Source organism: Pseudomonadota bacterium, assembly GCA_037200975.1.
GTDB lineage: Bacteria > Pseudomonadota > Gammaproteobacteria > Steroidobacterales > Steroidobacteraceae > CADEED01.
Window position 1 is genome coordinate 3,013,796 of record JBBCGI010000001.1, and the last position, 19,257, is coordinate 3,033,052.

13 protein-coding genes are annotated in these 19,257 nt (G+C 64.4%); 10 read left to right on the forward strand and 3 right to left on the reverse strand.

The annotated features are described in order from the left end of the window. The first annotated feature begins 212 nt into the window (after positions 1-212). Positions 213-1,265: a heme-binding protein gene (locus WDO72_13645; GenBank protein MEJ0086725.1), complete on the forward strand. Its 1,053-nt coding sequence runs from the start codon at positions 213-215 to the stop codon at positions 1,263-1,265. A 78-nt stretch (positions 1,266-1,343) separates the two neighbouring features. Here WDO72_13645 and WDO72_13650 read toward each other — a convergent pair whose 3' ends face one another. Continuing rightward, positions 1,344-3,881, reverse strand: a complete 2,538-nt coding sequence (locus WDO72_13650) for a discoidin domain-containing protein (protein MEJ0086726.1) — start codon at positions 3,879-3,881, stop codon at positions 1,344-1,346. A gap of 358 nt (positions 3,882-4,239) precedes the next feature. Here WDO72_13650 and WDO72_13655 point away from each other — a divergent pair, with 358 nt between their 5' ends. Continuing rightward, entirely contained in the window at positions 4,240-4,746 is a 507-nt protein-coding gene (locus tag WDO72_13655) for a DUF805 domain-containing protein (GenBank protein MEJ0086727.1), read from the forward strand. 104 nt (positions 4,747-4,850) lie between these two features. Here the strand turns inward: WDO72_13655 and WDO72_13660 are convergent, their stop codons facing one another. After that, positions 4,851-5,681 (reverse strand): 3-keto-5-aminohexanoate cleavage protein, encoded by an 831-nt coding sequence (locus WDO72_13660; protein ID MEJ0086728.1) that lies wholly within the window; start codon positions 5,679-5,681, stop codon positions 4,851-4,853. 42 nt (positions 5,682-5,723) lie between these two features. Here WDO72_13660 and WDO72_13665 point away from each other — a divergent pair, with 42 nt between their 5' ends. The 8 genes from WDO72_13665 (at position 5,724) to WDO72_13700 (ending at position 18,064) form a co-directional block, all read left to right on the forward strand. Continuing rightward, positions 5,724-7,028, forward strand: a complete 1,305-nt coding sequence (locus WDO72_13665) for an aminotransferase class III-fold pyridoxal phosphate-dependent enzyme (protein MEJ0086729.1) — start codon at positions 5,724-5,726, stop codon at positions 7,026-7,028. A 140-nt stretch (positions 7,029-7,168) separates the two neighbouring features. Continuing rightward, positions 7,169-8,791 (forward strand): NAD(P)/FAD-dependent oxidoreductase, encoded by a 1,623-nt coding sequence (locus tag WDO72_13670; protein ID MEJ0086730.1) that lies wholly within the window; start codon positions 7,169-7,171, stop codon positions 8,789-8,791. Beyond that, the gene (locus tag WDO72_13675) at positions 8,784-10,349 is read left to right on the forward strand and encodes an NAD(P)/FAD-dependent oxidoreductase (protein ID MEJ0086731.1); all 1,566 of its coding nucleotides are present in this window, start codon (positions 8,784-8,786) and stop codon (positions 10,347-10,349) included. The genes WDO72_13670 and WDO72_13675 overlap by 8 nt, the downstream gene beginning before the upstream one ends. Then, positions 10,346-11,554, forward strand: a complete 1,209-nt coding sequence (locus WDO72_13680) for an aminomethyltransferase family protein (protein ID MEJ0086732.1) — start codon at positions 10,346-10,348, stop codon at positions 11,552-11,554. Before WDO72_13675 ends, WDO72_13680 begins: the two co-directional genes overlap by 4 nt. A 108-nt stretch (positions 11,555-11,662) precedes the next feature. Further along, a complete protein-coding gene (locus tag WDO72_13685) occupies positions 11,663-12,493 on the forward strand; it encodes a hypothetical protein (GenBank protein ID MEJ0086733.1) in 831 nt (276 codons plus the stop codon). A gap of 168 nt (positions 12,494-12,661) precedes the next feature. Further along, on the forward strand, positions 12,662-14,233 hold the full coding sequence (locus WDO72_13690; protein MEJ0086734.1) for an aldehyde dehydrogenase family protein: 1,572 nt from the start codon (positions 12,662-12,664) through the stop codon (positions 14,231-14,233). Next, positions 14,230-15,600, forward strand: a complete 1,371-nt coding sequence (locus WDO72_13695) for an acetyl ornithine aminotransferase family protein (protein MEJ0086735.1) — start codon at positions 14,230-14,232, stop codon at positions 15,598-15,600. The genes WDO72_13690 and WDO72_13695 overlap by 4 nt, the downstream gene beginning before the upstream one ends. Continuing rightward, positions 15,548-18,064 carry a CehA/McbA family metallohydrolase gene (locus WDO72_13700; protein ID MEJ0086736.1) on the forward strand — a complete coding sequence of 839 codons (2,517 nt, stop codon included), beginning with the start codon at positions 15,548-15,550 and terminating at the stop codon, positions 18,062-18,064. Before WDO72_13695 ends, WDO72_13700 begins: the two co-directional genes overlap by 53 nt. Before the next feature lie 6 nt (positions 18,065-18,070). Here WDO72_13700 and WDO72_13705 read toward each other — a convergent pair whose 3' ends face one another. After that, entirely contained in the window at positions 18,071-19,240 is a 1,170-nt protein-coding gene (locus WDO72_13705; GenBank protein MEJ0086737.1) for a P1 family peptidase, read from the reverse strand. Between the last annotated feature and the right edge of the window lie 17 nt (positions 19,241-19,257).

The window sequence follows — 19,257 nt, forward strand, 5'->3', positions numbered from 1 at the left end:
CCCCTTATTCGGGCGTGACTCGACTTGGTGCGGAGAAACGCCACCGAATCTCGAGGGCCGCCGAGAAACGGCCAAGTCGGCGGCGATTCAATTGAGGTCATGCAGGTGGAACTTCTCTATCTACCGCGCCAGCCAGGTCGCCACGCAAACAGAAGAACCGACACCGCCGTTGGTCAGCAGCACCTTCCGTCACAATCTCAAGGAGTTACACAATGAAACAGTTAGATAGAGAGATCGTAGAGGAAAAAGTCCGATCGAAACCGAGCCGCCGCTTCTCGCGTTATCCCGTTCTGCCGCCGGATCTCGACCTCGGACCGTTGAATCCCTTGCCGGGCAAGTGGGTGAGCGGCGAGACGGGGTGGAACATGATCGCGCTGCCATTCGCGAACCCGGCGGGGCCGCCGTTTCGGCTGCTGCTCAACCAGTACAAGGAGACGCTGCGGTTCACCTTCGTGGACGAAAAGGTGCCGAACCGCGGCATCACCAGCCCTCCGAGGCAGGTAAAGGACCAGTTCGTCGTGACGCTCGACTATGAGCAGAGCATCGAGCAGGTGCAGGCGGTGGATGAGCCGGTCAGCGGGCTGGCGGGTGCACCAAAAATAGCCATTCATCACGAGCCGGGGCTGTTTCTCTACCTCACCAACCAGGTGGATGACGACATCGACGTGGGACGCCTCGCGAGCATCCCGCATGGCAACTCCGTGCTCGCGCTCGGGACTTCCGACATCATCGAAAACCCGGACACCGCCACACTCATCAAACACGTCAGCGGGCTGCCGATCGGAGTCGGGCCGGATGCGGATCTCAATGCTAGTCCCTGGCTGGCTCCGTATAAAAAATTCAGCAGGGCGCTCGGTACGCCGTTCAAGGGGAATGTGACGTTTCCCGGTTTCCCGGGTTTCGATCCCGTGAGGCCAAGCGAATTGCTTCAGCTCGCCTTGCAGGGGCTGAAGGTCAAGCGGACGACCGTGCTTGCCCTCGACAGCAGCGTGCAGAGTGGCGGCGTCAGGAACATCCCGTTCGTGGAACGTCAGGCCGATGCGGAGAAGGTGACCTCGACATTCTGGATACACGAGCTCGAGGAGCCCGAGCCCGACGGCAACCGGTTTGTCCTGCAATACCTCCAGGATGTGAGTCTCGACTTCCTGCCTCGACTCGACCAACCGCCGGGTCTCATCCGTTGGCCGCACATCAGCATCAATACTCTCAGGAAGGAACCGCCGCGAGATTGGGCAAAACCGGATATTGGAGGTCGAAAGGATTAGCCGAGTCTGGTAGTAGATAGAAGACCCCCGGTGGAATGCCGCCGGGGGTTCGCCTCAACCTCGAGCCAAGGAACGCGCCTACTTTTCCTCGCCGTAGAGGTTGAGTTCCTTGATCACCCACGCCTGCCAACTTTCCTTTTCCGTGATGGCGATGCGCAGGTGCCGGGTTTCAATCGGCGCGGCGAAGTTGAGGCGCGCGTGGGGCTCACCCACCACTTTCCGGTCGACCATCGTCCACGATTTGCCGTCGTCGGACACTTCGACGCTGTAGAACGGCGCCCAGCCGAGGTCTTTGCCCTTTTCGGACAACTCCCCGCGGGAATCGATGTCGATGCCGACGATCTTGCTGCGGGCTGGCAGCTCGACCGTGAGCCATTCCAGGGGAAATGGTTTGACATCCTGGGTGAAGTATCCGGTTTTCGGATCGCCATCGAGCATGGCTTCGGGCGGGGAGTTGTCGCGCGCCGCCATGTTGGCGGTGAGTTTCCACTCGGAACGCCGCTTGAAGCGTTCGCGCGGCACACCGAGCGCGGGGAATTGGCCGGTGAGCTCTTCGAGCGTCCAGTAGTTAGTATGTCCGGCATCGGCGGCGCGCCGGGCGGCGATGGCTTCAGCCTCCACCGCGGGCGCCCGGTTGCCGAAGCTGTTGCGGATGTAGGTGAGCACGCCGGCCAGCTCCGCGTCGGAGTAGGAATTCATCGGCACCATGGGCGCACCGTAGTCGACGCCATCCACAGCGCCCTGCAGGCCGTGGAGAAGTATGGCAATGGTGGCGCGTTCGTCGCCCAGCACGCGCCGCGAGTCGGCCAGCGACGGCGCGATGGTGCGGCCTCCGTCGGGCATGGGCGCGCCGTGGCCATCAGTTCCGTGACAGGCGAAACAGACCGAGTTGAAAAGCGTACGGCCCGCGCGATAGGACTTGAGTCCGTTCACCCCTAGCAGGCGGATGAGCTGCGGGTCTTCATTGTTGGCTTCGTCCCAGAGCTGCTCGTTGATGGCGTAAACTCCGACGGATGCGGACGTTGCGGCGGTTGCCCTAATAACCTTCTGGGCGTCCGGCAACCCAGCGCGACGCACCGAAAGCATGTCCTGGATGACGACGCGCGGATCGGCGTCCCGCAGCGCGCCACGCATGGCGACTACGAGTGGCGCCTTGGCTGCGGATTTGGCATTGACGCGTAGCTCCGCCAGTCGAAGACCCGCGATCCGCACCTGCGGATCCGTGGCCTTCAACGCGCGCAGGATGAGTTTGTCATTGAGCGCGCCAAGACCGTCGAGTGTCCACAACGCGTGCAGGCGTGGGCGGGAATCAGCGGAATCGCTGCTGGCGAGCTTCTCGAGAGCAGGCACAACCGAGAGATCGCGGCGCAGGACGAGGAGTTTCTGCGCGGTGTCGCGCCACCAGCCGTTGGGATGGGACAGGTGCTGCACCCACTGGGCAGGCGTTTCATCGAGCATGCGCGGCTGCGGACCGGGCTCGAAACTCTCGTGACGCAGGCGATAGACGCGGCCGCGGCCGATCTCCTTCTGCAGTTCGTGCGCCTCGATCTGTTCGCGCAGATACGTGCCTTTGCGCGTCCAGTTGGCCTGCTGGATGATGCCGCGATACATGTCGACTAGATAGAGCGTGCCGTCGGGCGCGGTGACCATGTTGACGGGACGGAACAGCGGATCCGTCGCGCGGATGAATTCGCTGTGTTCGTCTTCGTAGGCGTTCGTAAGGCGGGTGACGCCATCCTCGACTTTGATCAGCGTGCGGCGGACCAGACGGCCGACGGGCTCGGCGAACAACAGATTTCCGCGCAAGTCGGCCGGCAGACGATCGCCGCGGAAGATGTCCTGGCCGCAGGTGGCGGTGAAATGGTTGAGGGTGTCGTCGGGCCGCAGCTGGCCGGGGCCGCCCTGCGTGTCGGGCATGCGGGCGATCGGCCAGACGACTTTGTACTGGCCGATGTGCTCATCCGGCGCTGTGAACTGGCCGTAGATGATGTGCTGCTGGAAATGCACCGGGCCGGTTTCGTTGCCGGCGTTGACGAACCAGACCTTGCCCCAGTCGTCCTGCGTGAGCCCCCACTGGCCGCCGTTGACCGGGATTTCTTCCTTGATCGCCTTGCCGTCGGCGCCGAAGCGCAGGCGGTAGTCGTAGTAGGTGGAGTAGAGACCGTTGTCCATGGCCCACACGAGACCGTTGGGCTGGTGTTCCATGTTGCCGCCGCGCGGACCGCCCTTGAACCACAGGGTCTTCTCGTCCGCTACGCCGTCACCATCGCTGTCCCGGTATATGTAGAGGTCATCGGTGTTCGTCTCGCCGATGATGATGCGGTCATCGAGGGGAAGCATGATGCGGGGGAGGAGTAGTTTGTCGGCAAACACAGTGTGCCGGTCATAGACGCCGTCGCCGTCGGTATCCTCGTGGCGCGAAACGCGGCTGAACGGCTCCTGCTCGCCGGTGCCGTCGGCGTCCATCATGTAGGTGCGCATCTCGGCGACGTACATCCGGCCGTTGCCATCGAAGGCGACCATCACCGGCTCGGCGATCTGCGGCTCGGTCAGCACCGGCTCGAGCCGGTAGCCTTTCGGCATCTGCATCGTGGCGATGGAGGCTTCGGGCGACAAGGCCTTGGGAGGTGGGGGCGACGGAGCCTCAGCAGTTTCGGCCGAGGCCTGGGCCAATTCAGTGGGCGTCGAACATGACCCCAACAGGAAACCCAGCGCAATGGCCGGAAGGAGACGGAAGGATCTCTCGGAGTGGTTCATCACGGGTAACCATGTTGAGTTTTCGGCGACGGGGATCATCCCACGGAGTGGGTCCGCGCGCTCAGAACGCGGGCACGGGCGGGTACGGGGACTACGGGACGGTGTCGCATTCTGGCCCGCGTCGGATCAGTGAACTAAGCTGCGCCGACCGCCCGGCTGTCAGAGATCCTCGCCGTGCGGCAGAACAAGAACTTCCAGACGAAGCAAGGGAGAAACCATGTCTAACAATCCATATTTGCCACCGCGAGCCGCCGTCAACGACGTGGAAGGCGTGCAGGAATATCAAGAGATTCGCATGTGGTCGGCCAGTGGCCGCATCGGCAGGTTGCGCTATCTCGCGTACGCCACCGGCGCATCGCTGCTGGCCGGCGTCGTCGCAGGAGTCATGAGCGGAGTTCTGGGCCAGTCCGTGGGTATGGGCGTGACCTTGCTGGTTTATCTCGTGGCGGTCGTGTTCAGCGTGCTCATCGCCATACAGCGCAGTCACGACATGGAATGGAACGGCTGGACGGTCCTGCTCACGCTTATTCCGTTCGTCGCCCTGATATGGGTGTTCAAGCGCGGATCCGGGGGAACGAATCGCTACGGAGCACCGCCGCCGCCCAATACCCTCATTGTGAAAATCCTGGGGCTCTTGCTGCCGGTTGTTTTTTTCATCGGCATCGTGGCGGCGATTGCCATCCCGGCGTACGCGGACTACACGAGACGCGCTGCGGGTGGTTAGGGATCCGTCCAGTCCAGGTCCTGACACCGGCTGGTAGATAGGAGACTCCCGGCGGGAACTGCCGGGGGTTTTCGTCCGGGGCATCCTCGAGCAGCGCAGTCACTTCAGGCTGCGGGCAGCCCCAGCAGCGCACGAGCTTCCGCGGGTGACGCGACGGTGCGCCCGTATTCCTTCGTCAATGCCGCAACGCGTGCTACGAGTTCGGCGTTGCTGGCCGCGAGCCGGTGCTCATCGAAGCGCAGGTTGTCCTCCAGCCCCGTCCGCGCGTGGCCGCCGAGCTCGAGCGCCCAGCGGTTCAGGACCAGTTGATTCTTGCCCATGCCCGCGGCCGTCCACGTTGCTCCGGGCAGCACCGCCTCGAGCTCCTTGACGAGGAACTCGAGCAACTCCCGCCGCGCCGGCAGCGCGTTCTTCAATCCGAGCACGAACTGGACGTGTGCCGGGGCTTTCAACAAGCCACGCTTCACGAGCTCCGCCGCGTTGTAGAGCATCGCTACGTCGAACACCTCGACCTCGGCCTTGATGCCGCGGCCGATCATGTCGCGCGCGAGGTCCTCGACGAAATCCGGCGGATTCTCATAGATGGACGTCGGAAAATTCACCGAGCCGGTCGCGAGCGACGCCATGTCGGGCTTGAGGTAAAGCATCGACCCGCGCTCCGCAAGCCCGCGGCCACGTCCACCCGTGGAGAACTGCACGATCATGCCGGGGCAATGCTTCTTGACGCCCTCCTGAACGCGGGCGAAGCGCTCGGGATCGGACGACGGCCGTCCTTCGTCGTCCCGCACGTGGATGTGCACGAGTGCCGCGCCGGCCTCGAAGGCTTCGTGCGTCGAGGCAATTTGCTCCTCGGGCGTGATCGGGACGGCCGGGTTGTTAGCCTTCTGTGGCAGGGAACCGGTTATCGCGACGCTGATGACGGCTGGGCGTGTCACGTGTCGATCATCCCCCAATTTCCGGGCGGGCTACAATCCTGCATGGTTTCCGAACGCGACACCGTCCTGCACAGCTGGTGCAAACAGGCCGACTGGGCCGCTCCGACTATTGTGGGCGGCGCGGGCGCGCGGATTCACACCGCCGACGGCCGTTCCATCCTCGACATGAGCAGCCTCGCCGAGTGCTGCAATCTCGGCCATCAGCATCCGAAGGTCGTCGCCGCGATCCGCGAGCAGGCGCAGAAGCTGTGCTTCGTCACGAGCGCCTGGGGTGCGGAGCCGCGCGCGCAGCTCGCGGAGATGCTGCTCGAGAAATCGGGCTTCACCGGCGGCCGTGTGTTCTTCACGCTCGGCGGCGCCGACGCGAACGAAAACGCGGTGAAGTTCGCGCGGCAGGCGTCGGGCAAGCCGCGCGGCCGCATCATTGCGCGCGACCGGTCCTATCACGGCGCGAGCTACGCAACGATGGCCATGTCCGGTGACAGCCGCACGCGGCACCAGGTCGACCCGCAAGCGTTCGGCGTCCTGCATGCGCCCCCTCCCTACGCCTACCGCTGCCCGTTCGGCAGCTCGACCGACGACGAATGCGGCAGCCGCAGCGCCGCGCGCATTGGCGAGCTGATCGATGAACGACAGGACGTGACCGCCGTCATCATGGAGCCGAACGCCGGAACGAACGGCATCGTCGCGCCAGCTAACTACTGGCCGGCGCTGCGAGCCGTGACGCGCAGCCGCAACGTCTACCTGATAGCCGACGAGGTCATGAGCGGGTTCGGCCGCTGCGGCGAGTGGTTCGCGTGGCAGCGCTACGGCGAGGAGGGGCGGCCGGATCTGATGACGCTCGCGAAGGGGCTGACGGGTGCGCACCTGCCGCTCGGCGCGGTGGTGCTTTCGTCGGAGCTGTCCCAGCGGCTCGAGCACGAGATGCTGTACACCGGACTGACTTATTGCGGGCACCCACTTTCGTGCGCGGCCGGTGTCGCGGCCGTCGAAGCTTACGGCGACGAGCGCCTGATCGAGCGATCGCGTTCGCTCGGCGCGTCGATGATCGGCCGGTTAAGAGCCTTGCAGGCGAAGCATTCCGTCATCGGCGATGTGCGCGGCGGCGACGGCCTGTTCGCAGTGATCGAACTCGTGCGTAACCGTCAGACGCGCGAATCCCCGGCGGCGTGGCCGGAATCACCGCCCGCCCTGAAACACCTGGTGCGCGACGCGTTGCACCGCGACGTGTCGTTCGCCATCCGCGGCAATCTGATCCTGCTCGCGCCCCCGCTGGTCATCGGCGAAACCGAACTCGGCGATGCGCTGACCCTGCTCGACGAATTGCTGGCCGCGGTGCACTTCTGAACTGTTTGGTGGGTAAACGTCGACGAGCGGCCTGTTCTTGAGCGAGAATCCGTCGCGCAATCAACCGCAACCGGCGTCCAGCGATACATAAAAAACGCGGATACCGGCGTCCGCCTTCCGCACGGGATCCAGCAGCAATCGTGCCCGACAAGAATTACGACGCCATCGTCGTTGGCGCCGGCCACAACGGCCTGACCAACGCCACCTACCTCGCCCGCTCCGGGCTCAAGGTGCTGCTGCTCGAGAAAAATCCGTGGATCGGCGGCGCGGCGGTGAGCCGGGAAATCGAGAAAGGCTGGACCTACTCGAACTGCTCCTACGTCTGCAGCCTGCTGCGCCCCGAGATCTTCCGCGACCTGGAACTGGCGCGGCACGGCCTGCAAGTGGTGCCGTACGGCGGCGGCGTCACCATCACCTCCAAGGGCGACATCCTCGGCAGCTACGCCGACCATGAGCTGAAGCGCCGCGAATTCGCGCGCCACAATGCGCATGACGGCGACGCGTACGACCGCTACTCGACCGAGGTGATGCGCCAGTGCAAGTTCATCCGGCCGCTGCTGCTGCGCACGCCGCCGGACCCGACTTCACTGCGGCCGCGCGACATCCGCGAAATGATCTTCCTCTCGAAGGAGTTCAAGAAGCTCGGCGAGCAGGTGATCTACGACACCATCCGCTTCTATTCGATGAGCATCGCGGACTACCTGGCGGAGTTCTTCGATTCCGATCTCATCAAGGCTTCCCTGTCGGGCAGCGGCATCATCGGCACGGCGCTGGGACCCTATTCGCCGGGCACCGCCTACGTGCTGCTGCATCACTACATGGGCGACGTGGACGGATCGATCGGCTCGTGGGGCTTTGCGCGCGGCGGCATGGGCGCGGTGTCGAAGGCGCTGGGCAATGCGTTCAAGTCCTTCGGCGGCGAGATCGTCACCGATGCGGACGTCAAACAAGTGTTGGTCAGCGGCAATCGCGTCACCGGCGTGGTCTGCGCGAACGGCAACGAGTACTACGCGAAAACCGTGGTGTCGAATCTCGATCCCAAACGCACCTTCACGAAACTCTTCGATCCAAAGGATCTGAAGCCCGAATTCGTCAAGCGCGCGCAGAACTTCAAGATCCGCGGTTCGTCGGGCAAGTTGAATATCGCGCTCGACGGTCTGCCGGAATTCCCGGCGCTGGGTAGGGACAATCCGCTGCGCTTCGGCGACATGCACTTCCTCGAATCGCTGTCGCAGGTCGAACGCGCCTACGACGACTGGAAGAACGGCACCTGGTCGAAGGAGCCCTATCTAGATCTGCTGATTCCGTCGATGACCGACCCGACGATGGCGCCCGCTGGCAAACACTGGATGAGCGTGTTCGTGCAGTACGTGCCGGCGAAGATCCACGGCCGCGACTGGACCGACGAGGATCGCAATGCGTGGAAGAACACGGTGCTCGACATGATCGGGCGCTACAGCCCCAACTTCAAATCGCTGATCCGTCACGTCGAAGTGCGCACTCCGGACATCATCGAGAACGAGGTGGGATTGACCGAGGGCAACATCTTCCAGGGCGATCTCTCACTCGATCAGATGTTGTTCAACCGGCCGTTTCCCGGCTTCGCGCAGTATCGCGGTCCGACCAAGGGCTTCTACATGTGCGGCTCGGGTACACATCCCGGTGGCGGCGTGATGGCGGCGCCGGGCGCGAACGCGGCACGCGAAATCCTGCACGACCTGCGGCGCCCGAACCTGGTTCCCGAGGGCTGGCGCGATGACTGAGGCCGGCAACGTCATCATCATCGGCGCCGGCCACAATGGCCTGGCCTGCGCGGCCTATCTGGCCAAGGCGGGCAAACGCGTCACGGTGCTCGAAGCCGCGGCACAGGTCGGCGGCGCGGCGGTGACGCGCGAGTTCGCACCGGGCTTCAAGGTTTCCGCCTGCGCGCATCTGTCCTATCTACTTGACGCACGCATTGCGAACGAGCTCGACCTCGCGCGCCACGGCCTCGCGTCTGCGCGCGAGAATCTCAAGACCGTTGCGTTGCAGCGTGCGGACGAGCATCTGATATTGAACGGCGGCAGCGTCGAGGCCGGCCGCGTGAGCGAAGCGGATCGCGCCGCGCTGGCCACGCATCACGCCACGATGCTCAAGTTCGCGCGCGTGCTCGGCAAACAGCACAACCGCATTCCGCCCCGGCTGCTGGGTGGCGGACGTTCCGATTTCATCGGTGCGGCGCTGCTCGGCCTCGACATCCGCCGTCTCGGCCGGGACGACATGCGCGAGTTCATGCGCATCGCGGGCATCAACATCTTCGACGTCGTCGAAGAGTCCTTCGAGTCGCCGGCGCTGAAGGCCGCGCTGGCTTTCGATGCGGTGCTCGGTACCAACCTTTCGCCGCGCGCCAACAACTCCGTGCTCGCGCTGCTGCACCGGCTCTCGGGGCTCGCCAGCGGAACCACGGGTGGCGTGTCCTTGCCGGCCGGCGGCATGGGCGCGGTGAGCGAGGCGTTCGCCAAGGCGGCCACGGCCGCGGGCGCGACCATTCGTCTATCTACACCGGTCAAGAACATCACGCTCAATGGCGACCGCGTCTCGGGCGTCCTGCTCGCCAGCGGTGAAACGCTGTCGGCCGATGTGGTCGTGAGCAACGCGGATCCGAAGCGTACGCTGTTCGAACTACTCGGCGCGCGACATCTGGAAACCGGCTTCGTGCATCGCGTGCGGCATTTCCGCAGCAAGGGCATGGCGGCCAAGCTCCATCTCGCGCTCGATGCCGTGCCCGAATTCTCGCGGCTGCCGGCCGCATTGGCGGGCGAGCGTCTGATCGTCGCGCCCGATCTCGTTTATCTCGAGCATGCGTTCGACGCCGCGAAGTACGGCGACAACTCGCCGCACCCGGCGCTCGAGATCAGCATTCCCACCGTGCACGACCGCTCGCTCGCGCCCGCGGGCAAACACGTTCTTTCGGCGGTGGTTCAATACGCGCCGTACGACGCGGCCGCGAGCACGGATGCAGCGCGCGCGCAGTTGCTGGAGAACACCCTCAGCGTGCTCGAGTCCTATGCCCCGGGAATCCGCGGCAAGGTGGTCGCATCGCAGCTGCTGCTGCCGGCCGACCTCGAACGCGAATTCCGTCTGACCGGCGGGCACTGGCACCACGGCGAGCTCGCGCTCGATCAATTCCTCATGCTGCGGCCGGTGCCCGGCGCTGCGCAGTACGCGATGCCGGTGACGGGCCTGTACCTGTGCGGCGCGGGAGCGCATCCGGGTGGCGGAGTCATGGGCTGCGCGGGCAAGAACGCGGCGCAGGCCGTGATCAAGGCGGGCCGCAAATGAATGACCGCATGAATCAGAAGGAACACTTCCGGGCTGCGGTGTACCCGACGCCGTTCCACGAGCGCACTTCCGCGCTGAACACGCTCAACGTGTGGCACCGCTGGAAGGACTACACGGTTTCGGATGCCTACTACAACGTGGCGCTCGAATACGCCGCGATCCGCAATGCCTGCGCGGTGTTCGACATCACGCCGATGACCAAGCACCGCATCACCGGCCCCGATGCGCTGGCCTTCCTCGATCGTCTCATGACGCGCGACGTGTCGAAGATCAAGCCGGGCAGGGTCGGCTACACCGTCTGGTGCGACGACAACGGCCGCGTGATCGATGACGGCACCATCTTCCATCTGAAGCCCGGCGATTACCGGCTCTGCTCGCAGGAGCGCCAGCTCGAGTGGTTAGACCGATCGGCGTTCGGGTTCGACGTGAAGCTCGTCGAGGAAACGCATGACGTTGCCTGCCTCGCCTTCCAGGGGCCGACCAGTTGCGCCGTGCTGAAGGCCATTGGCTGCGCAGGCGTGGAGAATCTCAAACCCTTCGACATCGGCTATTGGCCGTTCCATGGCGGCGAGTTGATGGTGTCGCGCACCGGTTTCACCGGCGACCTGGGCTATGAACTGTGGATCGACAATTCGCGTGCGGTGCCGCTGTGGGACGCGCTGTTCGACAAGGGCGCCATTCACGGGATCCGCCCCATGGGCACGCATGCACTGGAGATCGCGCGCATCGAGGCCGGATTCATCCAGGCGCACGTGGATTTCCTGCCCGCCGACCAGGCCATCCACCTGGATCGCTCACGCTCGCCGTTCGAGCTCGACCTCGGGCGCCTGGTGGATTTCAAGAAGCCCAACTTCAACGGCCGCCGGGCCTTGCTCGAGGAACAGCAGCGCGGTTCGCGCTACAGATTCGTCCGCCTCGAGATCGCCGGCAACAAGGTGGCGCGCGCCGCCTACATCTACAACAAAGAGCGCAAGGGCGAGGTCATCGGCACGGTGACAACCGCTGCGTGGTCGCCCTCCGCAAAAACCAATATCGCGCTGGCTTCACTGCACATGCCCTGGGGCCGACCGGGAGATGAACTGTGGGCCGACATCTACTACCAGCGCGAGCTGCAGTGGTTTCGTGTCAACGTTCCCTGCAAGGTGATCGAAGGCGCGTTCTTCGATCCCCCGCGTCGTCGCGCCACGCCGGCCGCGGATTTCTGATCACGCTACGCGGGCCTGCCCGAACAAGGGCCGCGCAGGACAGGGCCTCCTGACAAAAACGAATGTCGTCCGTCTCTCCTGGCGAAGACCAAAAAAGGGAGAGCGGGAATGACCAACAGCCAGAAATTTGCGGCGTCGCTGCGGGCGCTGGCAGCCACCATCGGACTACTCGGCGCCTGCCTACCGGCCTTTGCGGCCGAGGCCCCCGACGTGATTGGCGTCCGGGCGGGGATGTCGCTGGACGAGGCGATCGGCGTCGTCAAGCGCCATGACCCCAAGCTCGATGTCTACCCGCGCGTGGGATCTTCTGCCTTGTTGCCGGGCGTCGTGTTCTCAGACGGCGTGAACATGCGCAATTTCAATCAAAGCGAAAACATCGATCTGATGGCCGCGATGGAGCCCAATGCCAAGATCGTCTGGGGCATCCGACGCGGTGTGGTTTATGCGGAGGAAGGCCGGCCGACCGTGACGAACATCATCGCGGCGCTGCGTCAGAAGTACGGCAAGGAAGACGGCTCGTTGCAGCAGCCCGCGAGCGTCCAGGCGGCGGGCGTCGAACTACTCGACGCTTACTGGCTGTTCGATGATGCAGGCAAGCGGGTATCTCCCACCGCGGCACGCGAATACGCGCAACTCTGCCGCCAGGCTCACCTGCCCGGACAGGATCCGCTGGCGCTGGTGTCCGCGGGCCGCGCTTCTTTACTGGTTCCGGGCGGGTTCCACTGCGATCGCTGGACCTTCATTCAAGCCCAGTGGCAACCGACGCCTGCAGGTGCCGGCATGACGCCGGGCCTTGCCTTCAACATGTCGATCACGCTCGCAAACGGCGCGCTGCACGGCAAGACTTATGCGGCCAGCGTCGCCATGGTCGAGAACGCCGCGCGCGATCGGCAGAACAAGGAAAAACGCGCCGCGGAAGCGGTGAGGCCGGTGCTCTGAAGGCTCGGCTGCCGGGTCACGCGGCCGGCAGCCGGCCTCTTTGCCGTGATCGAGCTCGTACGTGATCGCGGCACGCGCGAACGAGAGCTCGGCGATGCGTTGAGCCTGCTCGACGAGCTGCTGGCCGAAGTACAATTCCGACCCGACCTGCGCGGGGCCCGGAGTTTCATGGCGTACAAGCTCACGTATTCGACGATGTTCGATCCGCCGCCGGAAATGCACACGCGTTTCGATGCGGCCTCGAGCGAAGTGCGCGGCGGCCTTGGTGGCAAGCACTCGTTGCACATCGCTGGCAAGGACGTCGAGACGGGCGCCTTCAAAGAGAAGCGCAGTCCGATCGATCGCGACTGGTTGTTAGGCTCGTTCGCCCAAGCGAGCAGTGAACACGTCGATCGCGCGATGCAAGCCGCAAGCGATGCGTTCCCGCGGTGGCGTGCAACACCACCGCAGGAAAGAATCCGCCTGTTGCGCCGGGTCGCGCAGCTCATCGAGGAGCGCGTCTATCACATCGCCGCCGCCGTGACGCTCGAGGTCGGCAAGAACCGCATGGAGGCGCTCGGCGAAGTGCAGGAGACGGCGGACTTCTTCAACGTCTACTGCGACAGCTTCGAGCAGCAGAATGGGTTCGATCACGTGCTGCCGGACGATCCGCTGCCGAACGTCGTGTCGCGCAATCGCAGCGTGATGAAACCGTACGGCGTGTGGGTCGTCATCAATCCGTTCAATTTTCCATTTGCGCTCGCTGGCGGGCCCGTGGCCGCGGCGCTCGTCACCGGCAACACGGTCGTGCTCAAGGGCGCGAGCGAAACGCCGTGGTCCGGCCGGCTGCTGGCGGATTGCCTGCGCGATGCCGGTCTGCCGGATGGAGTCTTCAACTACCTGATGGGACCGGGCGCTGCGATCGGCGATGCGCTCGTGGCGCATCCGCAAACCGCCGGCATCACGTTCACCGGCTCGTACGACACGGGCATGGGCATCGTGCGCAAGCTCGCCGCCGGCCGCTATCCGAAACCTTGTATCGCCGAGATGGGCGGCAAGAACGCCTGCGTCGTCACCGCAAAGGCGGACCTCGATTCGGCTGCCGCAGGCATCGTGCGCAGCGCGTTCGGCCTCTCCGGGCAGAAATGCTCGGCGCTGTCACGTCTGTATATAGAAGAGTCGGTCGCGGACGCGCTGGTCCAGAAACTCGTGCAGCGAATGCAGGCGATCGGTGTGGGCGATCCGACGCGCAAGGAGAACTGGCTGGGTCCGGTAGTCAGCGAGAACGCGCACCGCAAATTCAGCGGCTACGTCGATCGATTGCGCACGGGCGGCGCCAAGATGCTGTTCGGCGGCGAGGTGCTCTCGAGCGGCGATCTGGCGCGCGGGTTCTACGCGGCCCCGACGCTCGCCGAAGCGGCGCTCGATCATCCGCTGTGGCGCGAAGAAATGTTCCTGCCGATCCTGATGCTGCATCGAGTGAAGGATCTCGACGCCGGCATCCGACTCGCGAACGATTCGGATCTCGGCCTGACGGCCGGCGTCTACGGCTCGACGGATGACGTCGCAGAGTTCCTCGATCGCATCGAAGCCGGCGTCACCTATTCGAATCGCGCCTTGGGCGCGACCACCGGCGCGTGGCCGGGTTATCAGCCGTTCGGCGGCTGGAAAGGCTCGGGCAACACGGGCAAGGCGATCGCATCCTTTTATTACCTGGCGCAGTATCTGCGCGAGCAATCCCAGACGGTGGTCGAATCATGAAATCCCCTCACATCCGCACGGCGCTGCCCGGCCCCAAGGCCGAAGCCATGCTCAAACGCTCCGTTGGCGTCGAGTCGCCGTCCTATCCGCGGGACTATCCATTCGTCATGTCGCATGGCAAGGGCACCGAGGTATGGGACGTCGATGGCAATCGCTTCCTCGACTTCATGGGCGGCATTGCCGTGTGTTCGACCGGACACTCGCATCCGCAGGTCGTCCAGGCAATCAAGGATGCGGCGGACAAATTCCTGCATATCTCGAGCGACTACTGGCACGAAGGCCAGATCGCATTGGCCGAGAAGATGAACGCGCTTTCGCCGATGCGCGAACCGACGCTGAGCTTCTTCTGCCAGAGCGGCACCGAATCGGTGGAGGGCGCGCTCAAGCTCGCGCGATACGTCACGGGTCGCGGCCGTTTCATCGGGTTCCTCGGCGGCTTCCACGGCCGCACGATGGGTTCACTCTCGTTCACGTCGAGCAAGTACACCCAGCAGAAAGGTTTCTTTCCGACGATGCCGGGCGTGACGCATGTTCCTTACCCTAACAACTATCGCCCGCTGCTCGCGGGCGACGACCAGGGCGCGGCGGTCCTCAACTACATCGAGAACGTGCTGTTCAAGTCGAACGTGCCGGCGAGTGAAGTCGCGGCGATCCTGATCGAGCCGATTCAAGGCGAAGGCGGCTATCTGGTGCCGCCGGACGGTTTCCTGCAGGGTTTGCGCGCGCTGTGCGATCGCCACGGCATCCTGCTGATCTTCGACGAAGTGCAGTCGGGCATCGGCCGCAGCGGCAAGATGTTCGCGGCGGAGCACTTCGGCGTCGCGCCGGACATCATGACGCTCGCGAAAGGATTGGGCTCCGGTCTCCCGATCGGCATGGTGGTCGCGAAGAAAACCATCATGGAAAAATGGCAGCGCGGCGCGCACGGCAACACCTACGGCGGCAATCCGATTTGCTGCGCGGCTGCGCGGGCGACGGTCGACCTGGTCGAGCGCGAGTACGCCGCCAATGCGGCGCGCGTCGGCGAGTATTTCATCGGCAAACTGCGCGAGCTGAAGCTGCGCTACGAATGCATCGGCGACGTGCGCGGCAAAGGTCTCATGCTCGGCGTGGAGCTGGTGGAGAATCGCTCCACCAAAACACCGGCCGCCGATCTGTGCGACCGGCTGGTCACTCGCGCCTATCACAACGGCATGTTGCTGCTGATGTGCGGGCAGAGCACGATCCGCTTCATGCCGCCGCTGATGATCACGAACGCGGATGTCGACGAGGCATTGACGATTCTCACCGCGAGCCTCGACGAGGTGCTGGCCGATGACAAGAAAGATTCCGGCGCTGCTGAGCCTGTTGACGCTCTGCGTCGCTGACCCTGCACTCGCCGCACGCGGCCCGGTTCTCGCGCAGATCGCGCTGCCGCATGCTTATTACTACCGGGAGATGTTCCTGCCGCAGCTCACGAGCGGCCCGTCGAGTGTGGCATTTTCTCCGGACGGGCAGCGCGTCGTGTACAGCATGGGCGGATCGCTGTGGCTGCAGGCGATCGATACCGATTCCGCCGACGAGCTGACCTACGGCCCGGGTTACGACTATCAACCTGACTGGTCGCCCGACGGACGCTTCATCGTATTTGCGCGTCATCACGCCGATGCCATCGAGTTGTGGCGCGTGGACGTGAGCAGCCGCAAGACGCAGCAACTCACGCAGACCAAGGCTGTGCAGGTCCAGCCAAGGTATTCACCGGACGGCGGCGGCATCGCGTTCGTTTCCACGGCGGGCACCGGCCACTTCAATCTCTACGTCGCGGAGCTCAACGAGGCCGGACTCGGGGCGCCGCGCGCCGTCGTCGCGCCCCGCGAGAGCTCGATCGCGCGCTACTACTACTCGACGCACGATCACGCGATCGATCCGTCGTGGGCGCCGGACGGCAAGAGCCTGGTGTTCGTGTCCAATCGCGAGGTTGCCTACGGCTCGGGAAAGATCTGCAGTGTCGCGCTCGAGGCGGGCAGCGCGTCGGCGTGTTTCATCGACGAGGAGACCAGCTGGCGCGCGAATCCGCAAGTGGCGCCCGATGGCCGGCGGGTGTTGTACAGCAGCTATCAAGGCCGGCAATGGCATCAACTGTGGTTGACGACGCTCAAGGGTGAAGCCACGTTGCCGCTGACGTTCGGCGAGTTCGACGTCACGCAGGCCCGCTGGTCGCCGGACGGCCGGCGCGTCGCGTACATCAGCAACGAATCGGGCAATGTTGCGCTGTGGATACGCGAGGTTTCGGGTGGAGCGCGACGGCAGATCTCGCCCAAGACCCGGCACTATGCTCGCACCACCGCGCAGCTTTCGATCAAGCTGACCGACGAATCAGGCAAGCCAGCGTCCGGGCGAGTCAGCGTTTGGGGTGGCGATGCACGTGCGTATGCGCCCAACGATGCGTGGGTCAGCGCAGACGATAGCTTCGATCCGTCAACGCAAATCGAAGAGACGCGCTACTTCCACTGCCACGGCGAATGCGTCGTGAATGTGCCGGTCGGGGAAGCGAAGATCACCGCGTGGCGCGGGCTGCGCTACGCGGCGGCGACGCACACGGAAAAAATTCAGGACCTCCTGGGCGCCACGGCGAATATTTCGTTCAAGCGACTCACGATGCCGCCATGGACACCGGCGAGCGTCTCGGCCGACCTGCACGTGCACATGAACTATGGCGGCCACTATCGAAGCACGTTGCAGACGTTGTCCGCGCAGGCGCGCGCCGAGGATCTGGACGTCATCTACAACACCATCGTAAACAAAGAGCAGCGCATTCCGGACATTGTCCACGCCGGTGGCAGCGTGACGCGCGACGGGGGCGTGACGATCTTCCAGGCGCAGGAGTACCACACGAGCTACTGGGGACATCTCGGCCTTCTCGATCTGAGCGATCATTTCCTGACGCCGGACTTCAGCGCCTATCAACAGAGTGCGCTCACATCTCCCTATCCGCACAACGGCGCTGTGGCCGACCTTGCGCACGCGCAAGGCGCACTCGTCGGTTACGTGCATCCGTTCGATTGGGAGATCGTGCCGGAAAAGGAGAAGTCACTGACGAACGCGTTGCCGGTGGACGTCGCACTCGGCAAGGCGGACTACATCGAAGTGGTCGGCTTCTCGGATCACAAGGCGACGGCTGCGGTCTGGCACCGCCTGTTGAACCTGGGTTTCCGCCTTTCGGCCGGCGCCGGCACCGACGCGATGGCTAACTATGCGAGCCTGCGCGGACCGGTAGGGATGAACCGCGTGTTCCTGCAGACCGGCGGCGACACGAACGCGGCGGTTTTGCACAAAGCTTTGCGAGAGGGAAATACCTTCGCGACCAACGGGCCGCTGCTGGCGCTGCAGGTCGAAGGACGAAATCCCGGCGATACGATCGAACTCGCGCAGGGGCGCAAGCTGAACTTCCGCGCGGCGATGCGTTCGCTTGCGCCGCTCGATCACGTCGAGGTGCTGTACAACGGCCGCGTCGTCGCGCGCCATGGAAAGAAGGACGCGACCACTGCCGATCTGAGCGGCACGATCCCCGTGACCGAGAGCGGCTGGATCCTGCTGCGCGCGTGGAACGACGCGCCCGATGCGCTGATCTTCGACATCTATCCGTACGCGAGCACGAGCCCTGTCTACGTGTCGATCGCCGGTCGACCCGCGAAGTCGCCCAAGGATGCCGAGTACTTCCTGCGCTGGATCGACCGGACCATCGCCTCGGCCGACGCGCGGCAGGACTACAACGATGCGCAGGAAAAGAAGGACACGATGGACTATCTACGCGCCGGTCGCGAGGTGTTCGAAGAGAAGGCGAGGCGCTGATCAGCGTCAGCGACCCGTCTTCTTTTCCAGCATGGCCTTGTGTTCCTTCAGCAGCTTGATCAGCGCTTGGGTGTCGATCGCCGCTGCCTTGTGGCCGGCGTAACCCGTCATCGGTTCGGCTGCGACCATCGCGTTGACGATACTTTCCTCGACGGCCTGCGCCGTCGCGAGGAACAGCGGATCGAGCTGCTCGTTGCCGAGCGCCGTCAAAGATTTCATCGCCAACTGGTTTGCAGCCTCGTTCGCGGTCGAGAACGCGATGAAAATGTCGCCGGAGCCGTTGCCCGAATAGCTGCCGTTGCGTGCCAGGCCGAGCGCCGCGCGTCTCGCGAGGCGCTTCAGCTGGTGCGGCAGCAGCGGCGCGTCGGTGGCCACGACGATGATGATCGAGCCGTCATCCTTCGGTTCCGACCACAGCAGGCCGTTCTTCAGCACCTTGCCGACCGGAACCCCGGCGATGCGCAACTCGCCGCGTATGCCGTAGTTAGCCTGCACCAGCACGCCGAGGCGGTATTCGTGCCCGTCTATCTTCACGGCACGGGAACTGGTGCCCGTGCCGCATTTGAACTCGTGGCAGATCATGCCGGTGCCGCCGCCCACATTGCCCTCGGCGATAGCGCCGCCGTGCGCGCTGTCGAGCGCGGCGAACACGTGTTCGGGCTTCACATGGAATCCGTTGATGTCGTTCAAGTAGCCGTCCCACGTTTCGGCGACGACCGGCAACGACCACCAGTAGCCGGAAGCGTCCGCGTCTCCCTGACGAATGCGCCATTGGATCGCGGCGTCGCGCACCACCCCGACGCTGTGTGTGTTCGTGATCAGCACCGGACCTTCGAGAAAGCCGGATTCTTCGATCCAGTGCGCGCCGGTCATCTCGCCATTGCCGTTCAGGCTGAACACGCCGGCGAACACGGGCTTGTTAGTAGTGGCTTGCCCGCGGGGCAGAATGGCCGTCACGCCGGTGCGGACGGCGCTCTTGCCTTCGCTTTCGATGAGCGTGCTGTAGCCGACCGTCACTCCCTCGACGTCGGTGATCGCGTTGAAGCTGCCCGGCGTGCCATCGAATGGGATGCCGAGCGCGCGGGCGCGGGCGCCGTCCGCGAACGACGTTGCGCACAATGCGCAGCCGATCGAGGCGACCACGACAGACCAGCAGGCTCGCTCAAATGTTTTCACGGGCGTTCTCCCTTGTT